Source organism: Bacillus sp. 166amftsu, from assembly GCF_900107445.1.
In the GTDB taxonomy this organism is placed as follows: domain Bacteria; phylum Bacillota; class Bacilli; order Bacillales; family Bacillaceae_G; genus Bacillus_A; species Bacillus_A arachidis.
On sequence record NZ_FNQA01000003.1, the window covers coordinates 267,853 to 281,788 of the forward strand.

Sequence of the window (13,936 nt, forward strand, 5' to 3'; positions counted from 1 at the left end):
CACTCTATGACAGCAACCCTGTCACTAGGCCTATTTTGATGACCTTTTAAAGCTGATGTAACAGGATTTCCTACCAAAACTAATTACAGTTTACTTCTCTTCTAGTAACAATGTTTTCATATTTTCTAATTGTTCTTTTGAAAAACCAAGTCCTTTTTCAGCATACATTTCAACACTGCCAAACTTACGAGCAATCTCATCAATTGCTGCCTGTAAATAATCAGCACGAGCTTCAAACATAGCTCCTAATATTTCTTTACTTTCCTCATTTTGTAGCTTCGCGCCTAAAAATCCCATCATTTTTTGATTTAACTTTTCACGGAATCCATTACTTAATAAATAGTCTTGCATTACCGTTTCTTCTGAGACACCAAGAAGAAGTAATAATAGTGCCGAACCAAATCCAGTTCGATCTTTCCCAGCAGTACAATGGTTAACTAGTGGTAAATTTTCTTGATCTTGAGCAAGCTGTAGAAAACCAATAAATGCTTCATTACCTTCTACAAAGCCCTTATTCATTTTCACTAAATATTCACCTGGTTTTCCAAGCATTGATAAATCTCCCACTTGGAAAAATTCATTAATATTTAAATCTTTTGCTATATCTTGCATGACCGGTAAACAAACTTGACGAACACCAGCAATGCTCGGATTTGGTTTATGCGTCACTTCAAAATCTGTTCGATAATCACAGATTAGTTTTAAACTAGACTGTTGTAAATAAGCAATATCCGATTCTGTTAACCCTGCTAATTCTTCGGAACGATATAATTTCCCCCACTTTACTTTGCGACCGTCACTTGTATCATAGCCACCTAAATCACGGAAATTAAACGCTCCTTGTAATGGTAAACGGCGCTCAGCTACGGTAACTGTTTGTCCATTACTTGCTACTAACCGGAAATACGGACGCATGTTTGGACTCGGATCTGCTATTGTACATGAAGCTGCTCCAGTGACATGCAATAACAATTGTCCATTTTCCTCAATATGTTCTGATGAAGTACTCCAATAAATAGTCACTTCTCCTACTCCATCTTCCCATTCAATATGTAAGGTATTCTCTAGATTCCGTTCTACACTTGCTTGTAACCAATCTTTTTGTTGTTCCATATTGTCACCAATACTTTCTTTATATAATCCGTTATATGAAGTAATAATCTATTATATTATATTGTATTGTATTGCAAATATAATAGCTCTGTTCTGACTATATTTATGACATTCCCTTGCCTTTCTTTAAGATTAAGAAAAGATTTCTTTTACTTTTATGAGTGTTGTAGATGGAATACCACGAAATACGTATGCAATCTGCTCGTCACCTAAATTTTGATATACAACTGTACCACGCTGAGGATGGGAGTAGAATTCTAATCCATTGATCATTTTCATTCGGCTATAATTTTGAATCCACGACAATACTGGATAATAATTGTACTGTGAATGACGACACGCCCAAAGAGCATATAGTTGTTCCTTTACATCCCAGTATACATATTGTATTTCATCATCCCCAAAACCAACTGATTCGAGTTTCCATTCATCTGGGGTTGTAATTGGTAAAGAGTCAAATTGCACTTCATTTGGTAAATGCCACTTACTACATCTACTTATTTCACCACAAATTTGTGCTCTTGCCTGAAAACTTAATTGGTGAAATGGTTTATTTACTTGTTTTTTTGCTTTCTCTAATTCTAATGGTTGTAAACCTTCCAAGAACTTTTCCATTTCTTGTTGCTCTATAAAGCCTTCATCAATTGAAATTTCAATCTGCGTTTTCCATTTAGAAATGACATAACTAACTTTACCTTTATAATTCACACCTCTCCAATATACGAGAGCATTATATTGAAAACATTCACCCTGTGCTTGATACATACAACTATCCGGAAATGTCGGTTCCATTATATCAAGAAAAAATTCTTTTACGCGAAACACTCCTGTTGGTGTAAAAACTTGAAACCAAAGTGTTTCCCATTTCTCTCCTTCACTCCGCTCCGATACATTTTTAATATGCCACCCATCAAATAATACGACTGGGTATAGCGCAACCATATGTTCCAGTTTTTGTTTCAGCATAATAAACTCCCTCCTTATTAACTACTTCGGGAGAAGTTATTCTTTATCCTTGCACGAGCAGGATTGTCTTCGAATATATAGAATACTAGGAAACGATGCATTACGAAAGCATAGAGGAGGAACAGCTTTGGATATCATTACACTGCAACAACAGTTGGAACTCATTCAGCTAAATGACTATATACAGATGCAGAGTATCGACCTTGATGAGTTAAGTTCCCATATGATTCAAAACATCGGAACCACTGATAGCTATGTGCGTGATCAATTAATATATAAATGTTTTGCACATTTTATTCAAAATGAATTCCTATCCCATGATCAATTGGAGACTTTATTAACAACCTGTCTAAGTAACGATTACTTATACAAAGACATTACCTCTCCAAATACAGATGGAGTTTTCACACGTTCTTATACCACTTTATTAATTGGTTTAATTATACAGTTCGATAATTCTCATTCATTTTTATTACAAGAAACAGTGCAAGAAGTAAAAGAAAAGCTCATTACGTATATGAATCTCGAAATAGATTACCGTGGATGTGTACAAGATAAAGGCTGGGCTCATAGCATTGCCCATGCATCTGATGCCTTTAACGAACTCGTACACAGTTCACATATTACCTGTTCTTGCTATGAAGAGATTGCTCATTGTATATTAAATAAAATTTTCATTTACTCTACTGTATATCATAATAATGAAGATGAAAGAATTGTTACTCCCCTCCTATCTATGCTTTATTATGACTTTCCAAGAGATCAACTTTTTTCGATTATCTATAAAAAAATAAAACGGTTACCACAATTCAAAATCAGACTTTCTTGTCATGAATACTTCATATTATGTGCAAATATAAAAACTTTTTTACGCACCTTGTTTTTCAGAACAAAAATAGATTCGAACCTTACTTCTGTAGCCAATCAAGCCGAAAAAATGTTGAGGGAATTACCGAAATATTGTTAATGATACAGGAGCATACATAATGTACATGCAATCTATACAAAAGCCATTAAATCTCATCATTAGGATTGTCAAATCAAAACGATTACTTGCTACATACCAAGCAAGAAGAGAACATTCTGCACCTATTTTGAAAAAACTTGGCTTTACAGAATATGAAACGTATTTACAATTCGCAAAAAATCTAAATTTATAAGGAGTTTAAAAAAATGGGATACATTGAAGACATGCGAAAACTCGTAGGGAATCATCCGCTTATCATAACTGGTTCACACGTTATGATTTTAAATGAACAACATGAAATCTTGCTTCAACTTCGCACCGATTTTAAGATGTGGGGCATTGTTGGTGGAACTCTTGAATATGGAGAAACATTAGAAGAAGCTGCCAAAAGAGAAGTATATGAGGAAACCGGACTTATTATAAAAGATTTAGAACTCTTTCATACTTTTTCGGGACCTGAATTATTTCAAACATATCCAAACGGCGATCAAGTATATGGTGTCATGGTTGTTTATGTTTGCCGAAATTATGAAGGTGATTTACAATGTGCTCCTAACGAGTCAAAAGAAGTGCGTTTCTTTCCATTGCATACACTACCACATAATATAGGCACTGTACCAAAAATGATTATTGAGCAATTTCAACAATCATTTGCAATAAAAACAAGTAAATAGTTGCCAAAAGACGTTCCTAAATGCAGGTAACCAGTTGGCTTAATTCCTGTTAACATTATTTCTTCACATTCTGACTCCTCCTTTCCAAAATGAAAAGAGCCCCTCGTCCTAGAAAAGGACGAGGGGCTCCCGCGGTACCACCTTTATTAGCTACAATTATAGCTCACTTGATGCTTCTTTAACGTGAAGCGAATCGCCCTAGCTTACTTATTTCAGCCAGAAGCTCCAGAGTCCATTACATATTCATCCCTTACTGATTTCCACCAAATATCGGCTCTCTGTGAAGTTCTAAATATGTACTCTTCTCTATCATTGTTTTTGTTTATTTTTTACATTTTACTACATTTATTTTTCTGAGAAACATAAATATTCTGTTTTACGCAGCAGGACTTTCACTTTTTTTATCTAATTATATATAGGTTTGCGGAAAATGATTCTACAACTTTGGAGGAATTATCATGGTAAAATATATTTCGATTCTTGGTTCAACTGGTTCAATTGGTACGTCTGCATTAGATGTAGTCGCTGCACATCCTGAACACTTTAAAATTATTGGTTTAACAGCAAATCACAATATTGATATTCTTGAGAAACAAATACATACATTCCATCCTCGTATTGTTAGCGTGGGTACAAAAGAATTAGCAGATACACTTCGCAAACGAATTTCTGCTGATACGAAAATTACTTATGGAGAAGACGGATTAATTGAAGTTGCAACTCATCCTGATTCTAATCTTGTATTAACTTCCGTTGTCGGTGTCTCTGGACTGCTTCCAACTATTGAAGCATTAAAAGCAAAAAAAGATATTGCCATTGCTAACAAAGAAACATTAGTTGCAGGTGGGCATATCGTGACAGAGTTAGCTAAACAAAATAACTGCCGTTTAATCCCCGTAGATAGTGAACACTCTGCTATTTTTCAATGTTTAAATGGTGAGAATAACAAAGAAATCGAAAAACTAATTGTTACAGCTTCCGGCGGTGCATTTCGAGATAAAACACGTAATGAGATGGAAACTTTACAAGCTAAAGATGCTTTAAAGCACCCAAATTGGTTGATGGGAGCAAAACTAACAATTGATTCCGCTACATTAATGAACAAAGGCTTCGAAGTCATGGAAGCACGTTGGTTATTTGATATTCCTTATGAAAAAATTGATGTTTTAATTCATAAAGAAAGTATTATTCATTCTTTAGTTGAATTTATAGATGGATCTATGATGGCACAGCTCGGTGCTCCTGACATGAGGATGCCTATTCAATATGCGTTCCATTATCCAACTAGATTACCGTCCTCTTATAAAAAGTTAAATTTATTAGAAGTCGGTAGCTTACATTTTGAAAAACCAGATTTAAAGAAATTTCCTTGTCTACATTATGCCTACGAATCTGGAAAGATTGGCGGAACCGCACCTGCAGTCTTAAATGCCGCGAATGAAATTGCAAATGCGCTATATTTACAAAATGAAATTTCATTCTTTGATATAGAAAAAACAATTTATTCTACACTTGAAGCTCATCATAATATCATAAACCCATCTTTAGAGGCTGTACTAGAAGCCGATCGTTGGGCTCGTGAATATGCAAACGAATTATTAATTAGAAAATGAAAAAAAGAGCTAAAACAGACACATTCTGCTTTAGCTCTCCTCTTTACGTGTTCAATTTAATACATCTATAGCAATGCGTAACAAATACTTTTAAGATCACTAAGGTAATAGATTACTAACTGTTAAAATGGGAGGTTTATTCATGATTAATAAATTACTTATCACTTCTTTTGATGTAGCTTCAGCTATTTTAGCAATTCAAATTCCTGCATATGAAATTGAAGCAACGTCCATAAACAGCACGGCAATCCCGCGTTTATACGATACTGTAGAAGATATCCAAAATTGTAACGAAACATTTTATGGATACATCTTAGAAAATAAACTAATAGGATTTATTTCTTTCGTAAATGAAGGGACAATTATTGATATCCATCGTCTAGTTATATCACCTGACTATTTTCATAGAGGAATCGCAACAAAGTTACTCCTTCATTTATTTAGCATATGCTCTGAAACAAGTAAATATATTGTACAAACAGGGAAAGCAAACATCCCTGCGCTTTCTTTATATAAAAAACACGGATTCATTGAAATAACAGATATTGTTTTACCTGACGGACTCGTTCTTACGCAATTAGAAAAATCAGAAAAACCTAAATAATTTGACTTTATTTGTGAGTTATGTTATTTTATTTTTTATAAAACCTTTTGCTGAATCCAATTTTTGGATCGGGGGAACCATCTATGTAGCCGATGCTACTTGGGGCGAATCTTTTTTAAGTAGGGATACTCTCACTTCCCGAGTCCGACAGCTAACCTCGTAAGCGTAATGGGAGAGAGAGGGTGCTTTTTACTTATGTTACACAGTATCCCTCCTTAGCTATAAAGTTTGTGGTATCGATATCATTAGAAACCTATATTTATAGCAAAGGAGACTTGTACAATGTTACGTTTATCAGATCATGAGATGAAAATGATGGAACAGCGTATGCGATTAGAGCAGCAACGTACGTATCAAGCAAACAAAGTTGTGGATAGTTTACATCACAAATATTTTTTTCAACATATTTTCCAGCCGAAAAGATGAAGTAAAATTCTTGCGCATATAAGATGATTTATACGTACAGTATAACTAAACATGAAAAAAGCTTTGCTACTACAGCAAAGCTTTTTTCTGTTACTTTTTCCTTCCTATCATTAAAAGTAATTCTTCATTAATTTACTTATCCAATGTGGAGCATGAGTATTCTCTCTCACATCGAATTGCGCAAAACAGCCTTTTTTTCATCAAAATCATTTAACTCACTAGGTTTTCTAATCCATGATTTGTTGTTCTCTTCCTTAAAATCATTCATTAAAAAAATAATAGTGGCATGAGAGTATTCTTCAAGGCCTATCAATCCTTCAACATACCCTGAATATATCAGAATATTGGAGATAATCCCCTACCAATTATCACCCTATGAATATTACACATTATTTACACTTTCATTTTTATACGATAGCTTATTTTCTTGCTTTCACAATTAAAGTTGTTGGTAACGCTCTCGCTTTATATAACGAATAATATTTCACAGACGGTTCAACTGCTTGTTCCTCAAAATCACTTGATGGTTCACCTTCAACTATTTTTTCAATTGTAAATCCTACCTTAATAAGCTCATTTATGTATGTACTCAATTTTCTTTTATATAATACAGCTTGTACATCTTCCCCTTTAAATGTTTCAAATGTAATAGGTACCTCTTCATGATATGAAGATTCCAAAGCAATTTCAGGCGTTCCATACTTCAAGTTTGAATAAATCGGATGCTCCCAACTAAAAACAAAGCTTCCTCCTTTTTTTAAATAAGAATAAATAAGCTGCAATGTTTTTGGTAAATCAGATGCCCATCCTAGCGCATAAATGGAATATACAATATCAAAATGTTCTTTCGGAATATCTGTTTCATCCTCCATCGCAGCACATATCAAGTGTGGATTCCACTCTATTAATGTCTGCTTCGCTGTATCAATTTGTATTGTAGAAAGATCAACGCCCCATAATTCTTCTGCTCCATGCTTCGCCATATACTCCAAAGAATGTCCGCTGCCGCAACCTATATCAAGAACCTTTTTATGCTTAATCGTATCAAACAAATGAATTTCATCTTCAGAAGCAGTATACGGCCCGTACCTTGGCAAAGAATCTACCTGAAAAAAGTAAGGTGCTACTATATCCCAGCACTTTTTATTGAGCTCTAACATTTTTGCTTGTTCCATTTGTCAAATCCCCTCTCTATTGTAGTCACCGTACATTCATACAAATTCTTCTTTCTTAGTACTCGTTACTTTGCACGAAATCCCATTAGCTAACTTCTGTCTATATATTTAAGCATTATAGCTAGATCTTCCTTTTCTCTTCGCCCGATAATTTTTCACTTTCGCGATTGTACCACAAGCTCTCCCCTCTTTACTCCCCGCATACATTCCGCACCAATGCTTACTTCCATTACGAGAATGATCATAAAAGACCCAGCGGCAATCTGGACATGCCTTTAATCGTTTCCACTTCCCCTGCTCAATATCAATCAGAATAATTTGCAATATGGTTGTATAAATATTTCGTTCTCCTATTGGTTCATATGTGACAGAATCCATGTTTTCTGTCACACACACGCGAAATAGATATTTTTCAAACCACTGTTGTAGTGCTCCTTTCCCCTCAACTGCGAAACGAATTTCATCTCGAAATCGTTTCAGTTCATCAACTGTACCAAAAGATAATTCTTCATTAAAATGGATCCTCATAAATTGAAGTACATCATCTATAGTATGAAGCTCGTCTACGCACATTCTTGAATCATTCGGAATTCTCCATGTATTTAAAAAGTCCCTTACGGTTTCTAATTGTCCTGGCGCCTCTTGACCATGTTTCAAATTCATTCACCATCTTTCTAAATTTTACTTTTTTCTGACTTTATGTATAATTATAGTATAAAATAGTTAACCATTAAAACTTTTTAATGGTTACATTATTGAAAGGAGTCTCTATGAAAAACTTTTCTATACCAATACGCGTTATACTTATTTCATCATTTTTCATGGCGTTTGGATACTTTGCTGTATATGCATTTCTCGCCATCTATTTATCGAGTTTTTTAAACTTTTCTGGCATACAAGTAGGAACCATTTTAACCATTATGACGATTACTTCACGAGTTATTCCTTTATTTTCTGGTATCATCGCCGATAAAGTAGGCTACATGATTATGATGATATCTGGTTTACTATTAAGAGGCATTGGCTTTATTTGTTTAGGAATATTTTCAGAGTTTCATACTATTTCAATTTCCGCTTCCCTGATTGGATTTGGAACTGCATTTTACGAACCAGCTGCTCGTGCTGTATTCGGCTCACAGCCAGCTAACATCCGAAAAGATTTATTTACATACTTAAACCTTGCTTTTAACAGCGGCGCAATTATCGGTCCAATTGCTGGTAGCCTATTACTCGTATGGAACCCTTTGTATCCATTTATCCTTACTGGATTTCTCATGTTATTATTTGCTATCATTTTTTATCTTCTTAGATCCCACTTCCAAGTTTCTACTGAAAATGTACAGCTCTTATCTGGATTAAAAGCCGTTTTTGAAAATAAGCATTTTCTGTTATTCTCATTTATCATGATTTTCTTTTACATTATGTTTACTCAGCTTACTGTCGCGCTCCCGCTTTATATGACCAATATCAGTCATAGCGTAAAGTTAGGTGGACTTGTCATTACAGTAAATGCAATTACAGGCGTTTTGTTTATGATTGTATTTCGAAAAATATTTCACAAATATAATACACTTTCAATTGTAAAATGCGGTGTGCTATTTATGGGGCTTTCCTTTTTACTTATTCCTTTGTTTCCACATCCTTATTGGCTGTTTGGCTGTGTCATTTTATTTACAATTGGCGAAACACTTGTATTACCTAATGCTGACATTACAATTGCAAATTATAGTAATGAATCCTATACAGCCACATATTTCGGGGCTTATCAGCTCTCACTCGCTATTGGATTTATTATTGGAAACTACACAGGAACATGGTTTACATCACAGTTACAAGGAATGTATACACCTTGGTTGATTTTTGGCACAATGGGGGTTACAGGTTTTATTTCGCTTCATATTTTGAAAAATATGGAACAAAAACAAGAAAAAGAAATGATTCATACAGGATTGTAATCATATATAACGTCAAAAAAGCACCGTCCAATCTATTATTGAACGGTGCTTTTCATAAAATAATTATAATTTTTTCATCCCGCATTAACAGGCAGAAAACGAAAATGTGTTTTTTGCGAAATCATTAATGAATATCATGTTTTTTGAAATTGCCGCCCTTCACTTCTGCTACGTCATATACCGTAACAAAGGCACTTTCATCAATTTCATGAATGATTTCTTTTATTTTACTTTCTTCTAAACGGTTAATAACACAAGTGATTTCTTTAAATTGTTCCTTTGAATAACCGCCGTACACTTCATTATACGTTGCACTTCGACCTAAGCGGTCTCGAATTGTTTCTACCATTAAATCAGGTTCCTTTGTGATAATTTTAAATGTTTTAGAACCACTTAAACCTACTTCAACGATATGAATTACTTTAGAAGCAATAAAGTAAGCAATTGCTGAAAGGATAGCCCCTTGCAGACCAAATACCGTTGAAACAACAATAAAGACAAACATGTTTAAAAATAAGATGAGGTCACTTGTCCCAAAAGGTAATTTTCGAGAAAGTAATACAGCTAACATATCGATTCCATCTAATGCACCACCATTACGCAATGCTAATCCCATACCAAAACCGATGATAATCCCCCCAACAACGGTAATTAACAATGTATCACCGTGAATAATAGTTGGTATGTCGTGCATAAGAACCGTACCGATTGCTAGTGAAGCAATACCGATAACCGAATAAATAGCGAAATTTTTACCAATTTGCTTATACCCTAACCAAACAAAAGGAATATTAATGACTGCAATTAGAATTCCTAATGGTAATCCAAATAGTTCTGAGCTTACGATACTTAAACCCGTCACACCACCATCTGATACATTGTTTGGAATTAATACCGATTCTAGTCCATATGCTGTTATAAACGCCCCTATAATAATCGCTAATACTCGTAAAACGATCTTTAGTTTATTGGGCTTGTGCTTTTTGATTTTACTCATATCATTTCCTCGTTTCAAACTTTTTTCTCTTTTCATTACTACACATGTTTAATTTGCCAGACTCACTCCTAATAACTATTTTAACACATTACCACCATAATATTAATGGTTAAACAGCTTTATTATTAATTAACAAAATTGTTATAAAATTAGTATATTATTTCCCCCTAAAAATGAAAGCCCCATGTAATTCATACATGGGGCTTTCATTTTTTATAATATACAATCTTTAAGACTAACTCTTATCAAATATTTGTTTACAAATTACTTATAGTCTCTTTAAACATCTTTGTTTTTACATCCAAAGAATTAACTATAAACTAGTTCTTTTTTGCTTAAACCAAGCACCTCTGCTGTTGAAGTATGAATTTCTTGGAAAAGCTCTGGGTTTTCTACTAGTGACACACCATAAGAAGGAATCATTTCTTTTATTTTCGATTCCCATCCGTTCATATGTTGTGGGAAGCACTTTTCTAATACTTCGAGCATAACGTTAACGGCAGTAGAAGCACCCGGAGAAGCACCGAGCAATGCAGCTACCGAGCCATCAGAAGCACTAACCACTTCCGTACCAAATTGAAGTGTTCCTTTACCACCGGCATCAGTATCTTTAATAACTTGCACACGTTGGCCTGCCACCACTATGTCCCAATCCCCGCTTTTGGCATTTGGAATAAACTCACGTAATTCTTCCATACGCTTTTCACTCGATAACATAACTTGCTGAATCAGATATTTCGTTAATGCCATCTCTTTTACACCTGCCGCCAACATAGTGAGGACATTATTTGGTTTTACGGAACCTATCAAATCAAAATTCGAACCAGTTTTTAAAAACTTTGGTGAAAAGCCAGCAAACGGCCCAAACAGCAATGTTTTCTTGTTATCTATATATCTTGTATCAAGATGTGGAACAGACATTGGCGGAGCACCAACCTTAGCTTTACCATATACTTTTGCATGATGCTGTTCTACAACTTCTGGATTGTTACATACCATAAATAATCCGCTTACCGGGAAACCTCCAATATGTTTTGACTCAGGAATGCCGGTTTTTTGTAGTAAAGGTAGACTTCCTCCTCCACCGCCGATAAAGACGAATTTTGCAGTATGATATTCAATTTTACCGTTATCAATATCATGCACTTTCACTTCCCAGGATCCGTCGCTAGTACGTTTAATATCCTGAACACTATGCTTATAGTTTATCTCGACATTTTTACTCTGTAAGTGGTCAAACAACATACGTGTTAAAGCCCCAAAGTTGACATCCGTTCCAGAGTCGATTTTTGTTGCCGCTATTGATTCATTCGATGTACGACCTTCCATGATAAGCGGCATCCACTCCTTCAGTTTTTCAGGGTCATCAGAAAATTCCATCCCTTGAAACATCGGATTGTTTGAAAGCGCTTCAAAACGTTTTTTCAAAAACGTTACATTTGTTTCCCCTTGTACCATACTCATATGAGGTATTGGCATAATAAAGTCCTGTGGATTACGAATCAGATTACTGTTTACAAGATAAGACCAAAACTGTCTTGAAAGCTGAAACTGTTCATTAATTTTGATAGCTTTGCCAATATCTATAGATCCGTCAGGTTTTTCGGATGTATAGTTCAGTTCACACAGTGCAGCGTGGCCCGTCCCAGCATTATTCCATTCGTTAGAACTTTCTTCTCCTGCGTTTGTAAGTTTCTCGAACACTTTGATTTCCCATTCAGGTGCTAACTCTTTCAATAATGATCCCAAAGTCGCGCTCATGATTCCGGCACCAATTAAGATAACGTCTGTTTTCTGCTGCATGTTGCTCATGATAATCTCTCCATCCCCTATATTAGCAAAAAAGTGTAGGCACATCTTCTCAGATGTCGCACGCCTAGGCCCCAACCTAGAAACATATCTTTTCTGCCTCAATTATAGCCATATCATATTCTATTATAACTATTAATCGACTAAAATATCTAGTATTATCTGATAATTATAAACCATTTAATCCGGTAAACAAGTAAGAAGTTCGTATACATGGGCCTAAAAACACCAAATAACCAATGTCTAAACCTTAAAATAAAGGCTTTGGTTTGCCTTTACCTGTGAACCGAAACCCTCCAATTTTTTACCGTTACTTATAATATGTTTCCCCGCACTTAATAGAGATTAAAAAGGAAAAATTAATTAATTTACAATGTATACTACGTCACTTTCTCTCAAAAATATCCATATCATCAATAAAAAGGAGAAGCTTTTCGCTTCTCCCTTCTTTACGATGCGTGCTCATTCTTCTTCATTAATGCTCTTTTTTTCATAGCTTTTGTTAAGTAGCCACCTTTGAAGGAACGAATCTCATATGAAGACATAAATGCCTTCGGTGCGATTCGATTAATAATTTCTAAAAGCTCTTTCTCACGTGAACGCTTTGCAACAATATCTAAACGGTAACGAATCGAATTTATCCCTTCCCCTTCAAATACAGTTACACCAAATCCTGAATGTCTTAACTCATCAACTAACTCATTGCAACGGTCTAGTAAACTAACTTGGTATGTAATATACCCAATTGCCAATTTATTTTCTATATAACCACCTAATAAAAGCCCGGCACTAAAGCCAATGACATAGGCTACAATATTCATCCAATTTGATAAATCTTGGAATACAATCCCTAAGCTTACAATATAGATTGCACCTTCTAATAGTCCAACACCAGCAGCGGATCTTGTTTGATTCTTTACAAGCAAAATCGTCCGGATTGTTAAAACAGGAACATAAATAATTTGAAGTACAAAAATAAGTAGCGCTTGTAACATTTGCATCCACCTCTTTCAAAAAGTCTTTTGTCATAATAACATATATAACCTTTAGAAAGCGATGGGTTTTCATAAAATTCTTTAAGATTTCACATGAAAAATAATGTAAAACTTTATTCTCCGTGTTTTTTCTTCACCTTCATATGTTTAGAGGTGGGAGTCCTCTCGAAAGATATGATAGAAAAAGAACTTTATGCCGGTCTCTTTACATTTATTTCAAATTCTTTTCATTTTTTCCTCTTCGTTTCTCTTCTTCTTTAGCTAATTGCATATTCGCATAGGCTAAATTCGCAATCATTAAAAAGTTCCCGCCTAAAATGCCAGTACCAAATGCCCACATTTCCATTTCATGTTCAATTTCATACATAATGATTGCACCCAATATAGCAGCTGCAAAACGATTTAAAATCCCTAATCCTGGCGCTCGTTGTTTTAATACAATGCTTTTCCCAATCTTTTCAACTCGTCTTGCTAGCAACCAAAGACAGTATGCGCTGACTGCTAATCCGATCCCAAAGCCAGTAACTTGCTTTGAAAAAGGCGTTATCGTCCATAAAAGTAGTAAACCACTAAAAATCATATATAACTGTAGTTTGTATACTCGTAACGCAACTTCAATCAAAATATCCGCTCCTTGTTTCA

The 13,936-nt window shown here is 34.8% G+C and carries 15 protein-coding genes, 1 pseudogene, 1 riboswitch and 1 other annotated feature; of the genes and pseudogenes, 7 read left to right on the forward strand and 9 right to left on the reverse strand.

The features are described 5' to 3' along the window. Positions 1-90: 90 nt before the first annotated feature. Positions 91-1,113, reverse strand: a complete 1,023-nt coding sequence (locus BLV40_RS12780; protein ID WP_090690598.1) for a tyrosine-protein phosphatase — start codon at positions 1,111-1,113, stop codon at positions 91-93. A 132-nt stretch (positions 1,114-1,245) separates the two neighbouring features. Further along, positions 1,246-2,079 carry a hypothetical protein gene (locus BLV40_RS12785; protein ID WP_090690600.1) on the reverse strand — a complete coding sequence of 278 codons (834 nt, stop codon included), beginning with the start codon at positions 2,077-2,079 and terminating at the stop codon, positions 1,246-1,248. Between the two features lie 127 nt (positions 2,080-2,206). Between BLV40_RS12785 and BLV40_RS12790 the strand changes: the two genes are divergently transcribed. The 6 genes from BLV40_RS12790 (at position 2,207) to BLV40_RS28595 (ending at position 6,363) form a co-directional block, all read left to right on the forward strand. Next, the gene (locus tag BLV40_RS12790) at positions 2,207-3,046 is read left to right on the forward strand and encodes a DUF2785 domain-containing protein (protein ID WP_090690603.1); all 840 of its coding nucleotides are present in this window, start codon (positions 2,207-2,209) and stop codon (positions 3,044-3,046) included. Positions 3,047-3,065: 19 nt separating this feature from the next. Further along, the gene (locus tag BLV40_RS28590; protein WP_170833655.1) at positions 3,066-3,239 is read left to right on the forward strand and encodes a hypothetical protein; all 174 of its coding nucleotides are present in this window, start codon (positions 3,066-3,068) and stop codon (positions 3,237-3,239) included. Positions 3,240-3,252: 13 nt separating this feature from the next. After that, the gene (locus BLV40_RS12795; RefSeq protein ID WP_090690606.1) at positions 3,253-3,720 is read left to right on the forward strand and encodes an NUDIX hydrolase; all 468 of its coding nucleotides are present in this window, start codon (positions 3,253-3,255) and stop codon (positions 3,718-3,720) included. A 111-nt stretch (positions 3,721-3,831) separates the two neighbouring features. Next, positions 3,832-4,042 (reverse strand) — a binding site (T-box leader). A 136-nt stretch (positions 4,043-4,178) separates the two neighbouring features. Then, complete coding sequence (locus BLV40_RS12800; protein WP_090690608.1) at positions 4,179-5,333, forward strand: 1-deoxy-D-xylulose-5-phosphate reductoisomerase; 1,155 nt, start codon at positions 4,179-4,181, stop codon at positions 5,331-5,333. Between the two features lie 142 nt (positions 5,334-5,475). Beyond that, positions 5,476-5,937 carry a GNAT family N-acetyltransferase gene (locus BLV40_RS12805; RefSeq protein WP_090690612.1) on the forward strand — a complete coding sequence of 154 codons (462 nt, stop codon included), beginning with the start codon at positions 5,476-5,478 and terminating at the stop codon, positions 5,935-5,937. A 38-nt stretch (positions 5,938-5,975) separates the two neighbouring features. Beyond that, positions 5,976-6,117: riboswitch (cyclic di-AMP (ydaO/yuaA leader) on the forward strand. A gap of 102 nt (positions 6,118-6,219) precedes the next feature. Next, positions 6,220-6,363, forward strand: a complete 144-nt coding sequence (locus BLV40_RS28595; protein WP_090690615.1) for a hypothetical protein — start codon at positions 6,220-6,222, stop codon at positions 6,361-6,363. A gap of 110 nt (positions 6,364-6,473) precedes the next feature. Here BLV40_RS28595 and BLV40_RS29785 read toward each other — a convergent pair. The 3 genes and pseudogenes from BLV40_RS29785 to BLV40_RS12825 all read right to left on the reverse strand — a co-directional run. Further along, a pseudogene (locus BLV40_RS29785) lies at positions 6,474-6,730 on the reverse strand (tRNA (N6-threonylcarbamoyladenosine(37)-N6)-methyltransferase TrmO); the annotation flags it as partial. Positions 6,731-6,782: 52 nt separating this feature from the next. Continuing rightward, the gene (locus BLV40_RS12820; RefSeq protein WP_090690618.1) at positions 6,783-7,538 is read right to left on the reverse strand and encodes a class I SAM-dependent methyltransferase; all 756 of its coding nucleotides are present in this window, start codon (positions 7,536-7,538) and stop codon (positions 6,783-6,785) included. Positions 7,539-7,646: 108 nt separating this feature from the next. Then, positions 7,647-8,201 carry a CGNR zinc finger domain-containing protein gene (locus BLV40_RS12825; protein WP_090690622.1) on the reverse strand — a complete coding sequence of 185 codons (555 nt, stop codon included), beginning with the start codon at positions 8,199-8,201 and terminating at the stop codon, positions 7,647-7,649. A gap of 107 nt (positions 8,202-8,308) precedes the next feature. On the opposite strand from BLV40_RS12825, the gene BLV40_RS12830 reads away from it, so the two are divergent. After that, entirely contained in the window at positions 8,309-9,493 is a 1,185-nt protein-coding gene (locus BLV40_RS12830) for an MDR family MFS transporter (protein ID WP_026592296.1), read from the forward strand. A gap of 124 nt (positions 9,494-9,617) precedes the next feature. Here the strand turns inward: BLV40_RS12830 and BLV40_RS12835 are convergent, their stop codons facing one another. The 4 genes from BLV40_RS12835 to BLV40_RS12850 all read right to left on the reverse strand — a co-directional run bounded on the left by BLV40_RS12835 (position 9,618) and on the right by BLV40_RS12850 (position 13,916). Further along, positions 9,618-10,490 (reverse strand): YitT family protein, encoded by an 873-nt coding sequence (locus tag BLV40_RS12835; protein ID WP_026592295.1) that lies wholly within the window; start codon positions 10,488-10,490, stop codon positions 9,618-9,620. A gap of 309 nt (positions 10,491-10,799) precedes the next feature. Further along, positions 10,800-12,302, reverse strand: a complete 1,503-nt coding sequence (locus tag BLV40_RS12840) for a malate:quinone oxidoreductase (protein WP_090690625.1) — start codon at positions 12,300-12,302, stop codon at positions 10,800-10,802. Positions 12,303-12,748: 446 nt separating this feature from the next. After that, the gene (locus tag BLV40_RS12845) at positions 12,749-13,294 is read right to left on the reverse strand and encodes a DUF2179 domain-containing protein (RefSeq protein WP_090690628.1); all 546 of its coding nucleotides are present in this window, start codon (positions 13,292-13,294) and stop codon (positions 12,749-12,751) included. A 211-nt stretch (positions 13,295-13,505) separates the two neighbouring features. Further along, positions 13,506-13,916, reverse strand: a complete 411-nt coding sequence (locus tag BLV40_RS12850) for an ATP synthase subunit I (RefSeq protein WP_090690631.1) — start codon at positions 13,914-13,916, stop codon at positions 13,506-13,508. Positions 13,917-13,936: the final 20 nt, after the last annotated feature.

Bases quoted from the DNA above. Each gene is read 5' to 3' on its own strand.
- BLV40_RS12780 (WP_090690598.1), bottom strand. From the start codon at position 1,113: ATGGAACAACAAAAAGATTGGTTACAAGCAAGTGTAGAACGGAATCTA.
- BLV40_RS12785 (WP_090690600.1), bottom strand. From the start codon at position 2,079: ATGCTGAAACAAAAACTGGAACATATGGTTGCGCTATACCCAGTCGTA.
- BLV40_RS28590 (WP_170833655.1), top strand. From the start codon at position 3,066: ATGTACATGCAATCTATACAAAAGCCATTAAATCTCATCATTAGGATT.
- BLV40_RS12795 (WP_090690606.1), top strand. From the start codon at position 3,253: ATGGGATACATTGAAGACATGCGAAAACTCGTAGGGAATCATCCGCTT.
- BLV40_RS12800 (WP_090690608.1), top strand. From the start codon at position 4,179: ATGGTAAAATATATTTCGATTCTTGGTTCAACTGGTTCAATTGGTACG.
- BLV40_RS12805 (WP_090690612.1), top strand. From the start codon at position 5,476: ATGATTAATAAATTACTTATCACTTCTTTTGATGTAGCTTCAGCTATT.
- BLV40_RS28595 (WP_090690615.1), top strand. From the start codon at position 6,220: ATGTTACGTTTATCAGATCATGAGATGAAAATGATGGAACAGCGTATG.
- BLV40_RS12820 (WP_090690618.1), bottom strand. From the start codon at position 7,538: ATGGAACAAGCAAAAATGTTAGAGCTCAATAAAAAGTGCTGGGATATA.
- BLV40_RS12825 (WP_090690622.1), bottom strand. From the start codon at position 8,201: ATGAATTTGAAACATGGTCAAGAGGCGCCAGGACAATTAGAAACCGTA.
- BLV40_RS12830 (WP_026592296.1), top strand. From the start codon at position 8,309: ATGAAAAACTTTTCTATACCAATACGCGTTATACTTATTTCATCATTT.
- BLV40_RS12835 (WP_026592295.1), bottom strand. From the start codon at position 10,490: ATGAGTAAAATCAAAAAGCACAAGCCCAATAAACTAAAGATCGTTTTA.
- BLV40_RS12840 (WP_090690625.1), bottom strand. From the start codon at position 12,302: ATGAGCAACATGCAGCAGAAAACAGACGTTATCTTAATTGGTGCCGGA.
- BLV40_RS12845 (WP_090690628.1), bottom strand. From the start codon at position 13,294: ATGTTACAAGCGCTACTTATTTTTGTACTTCAAATTATTTATGTTCCT.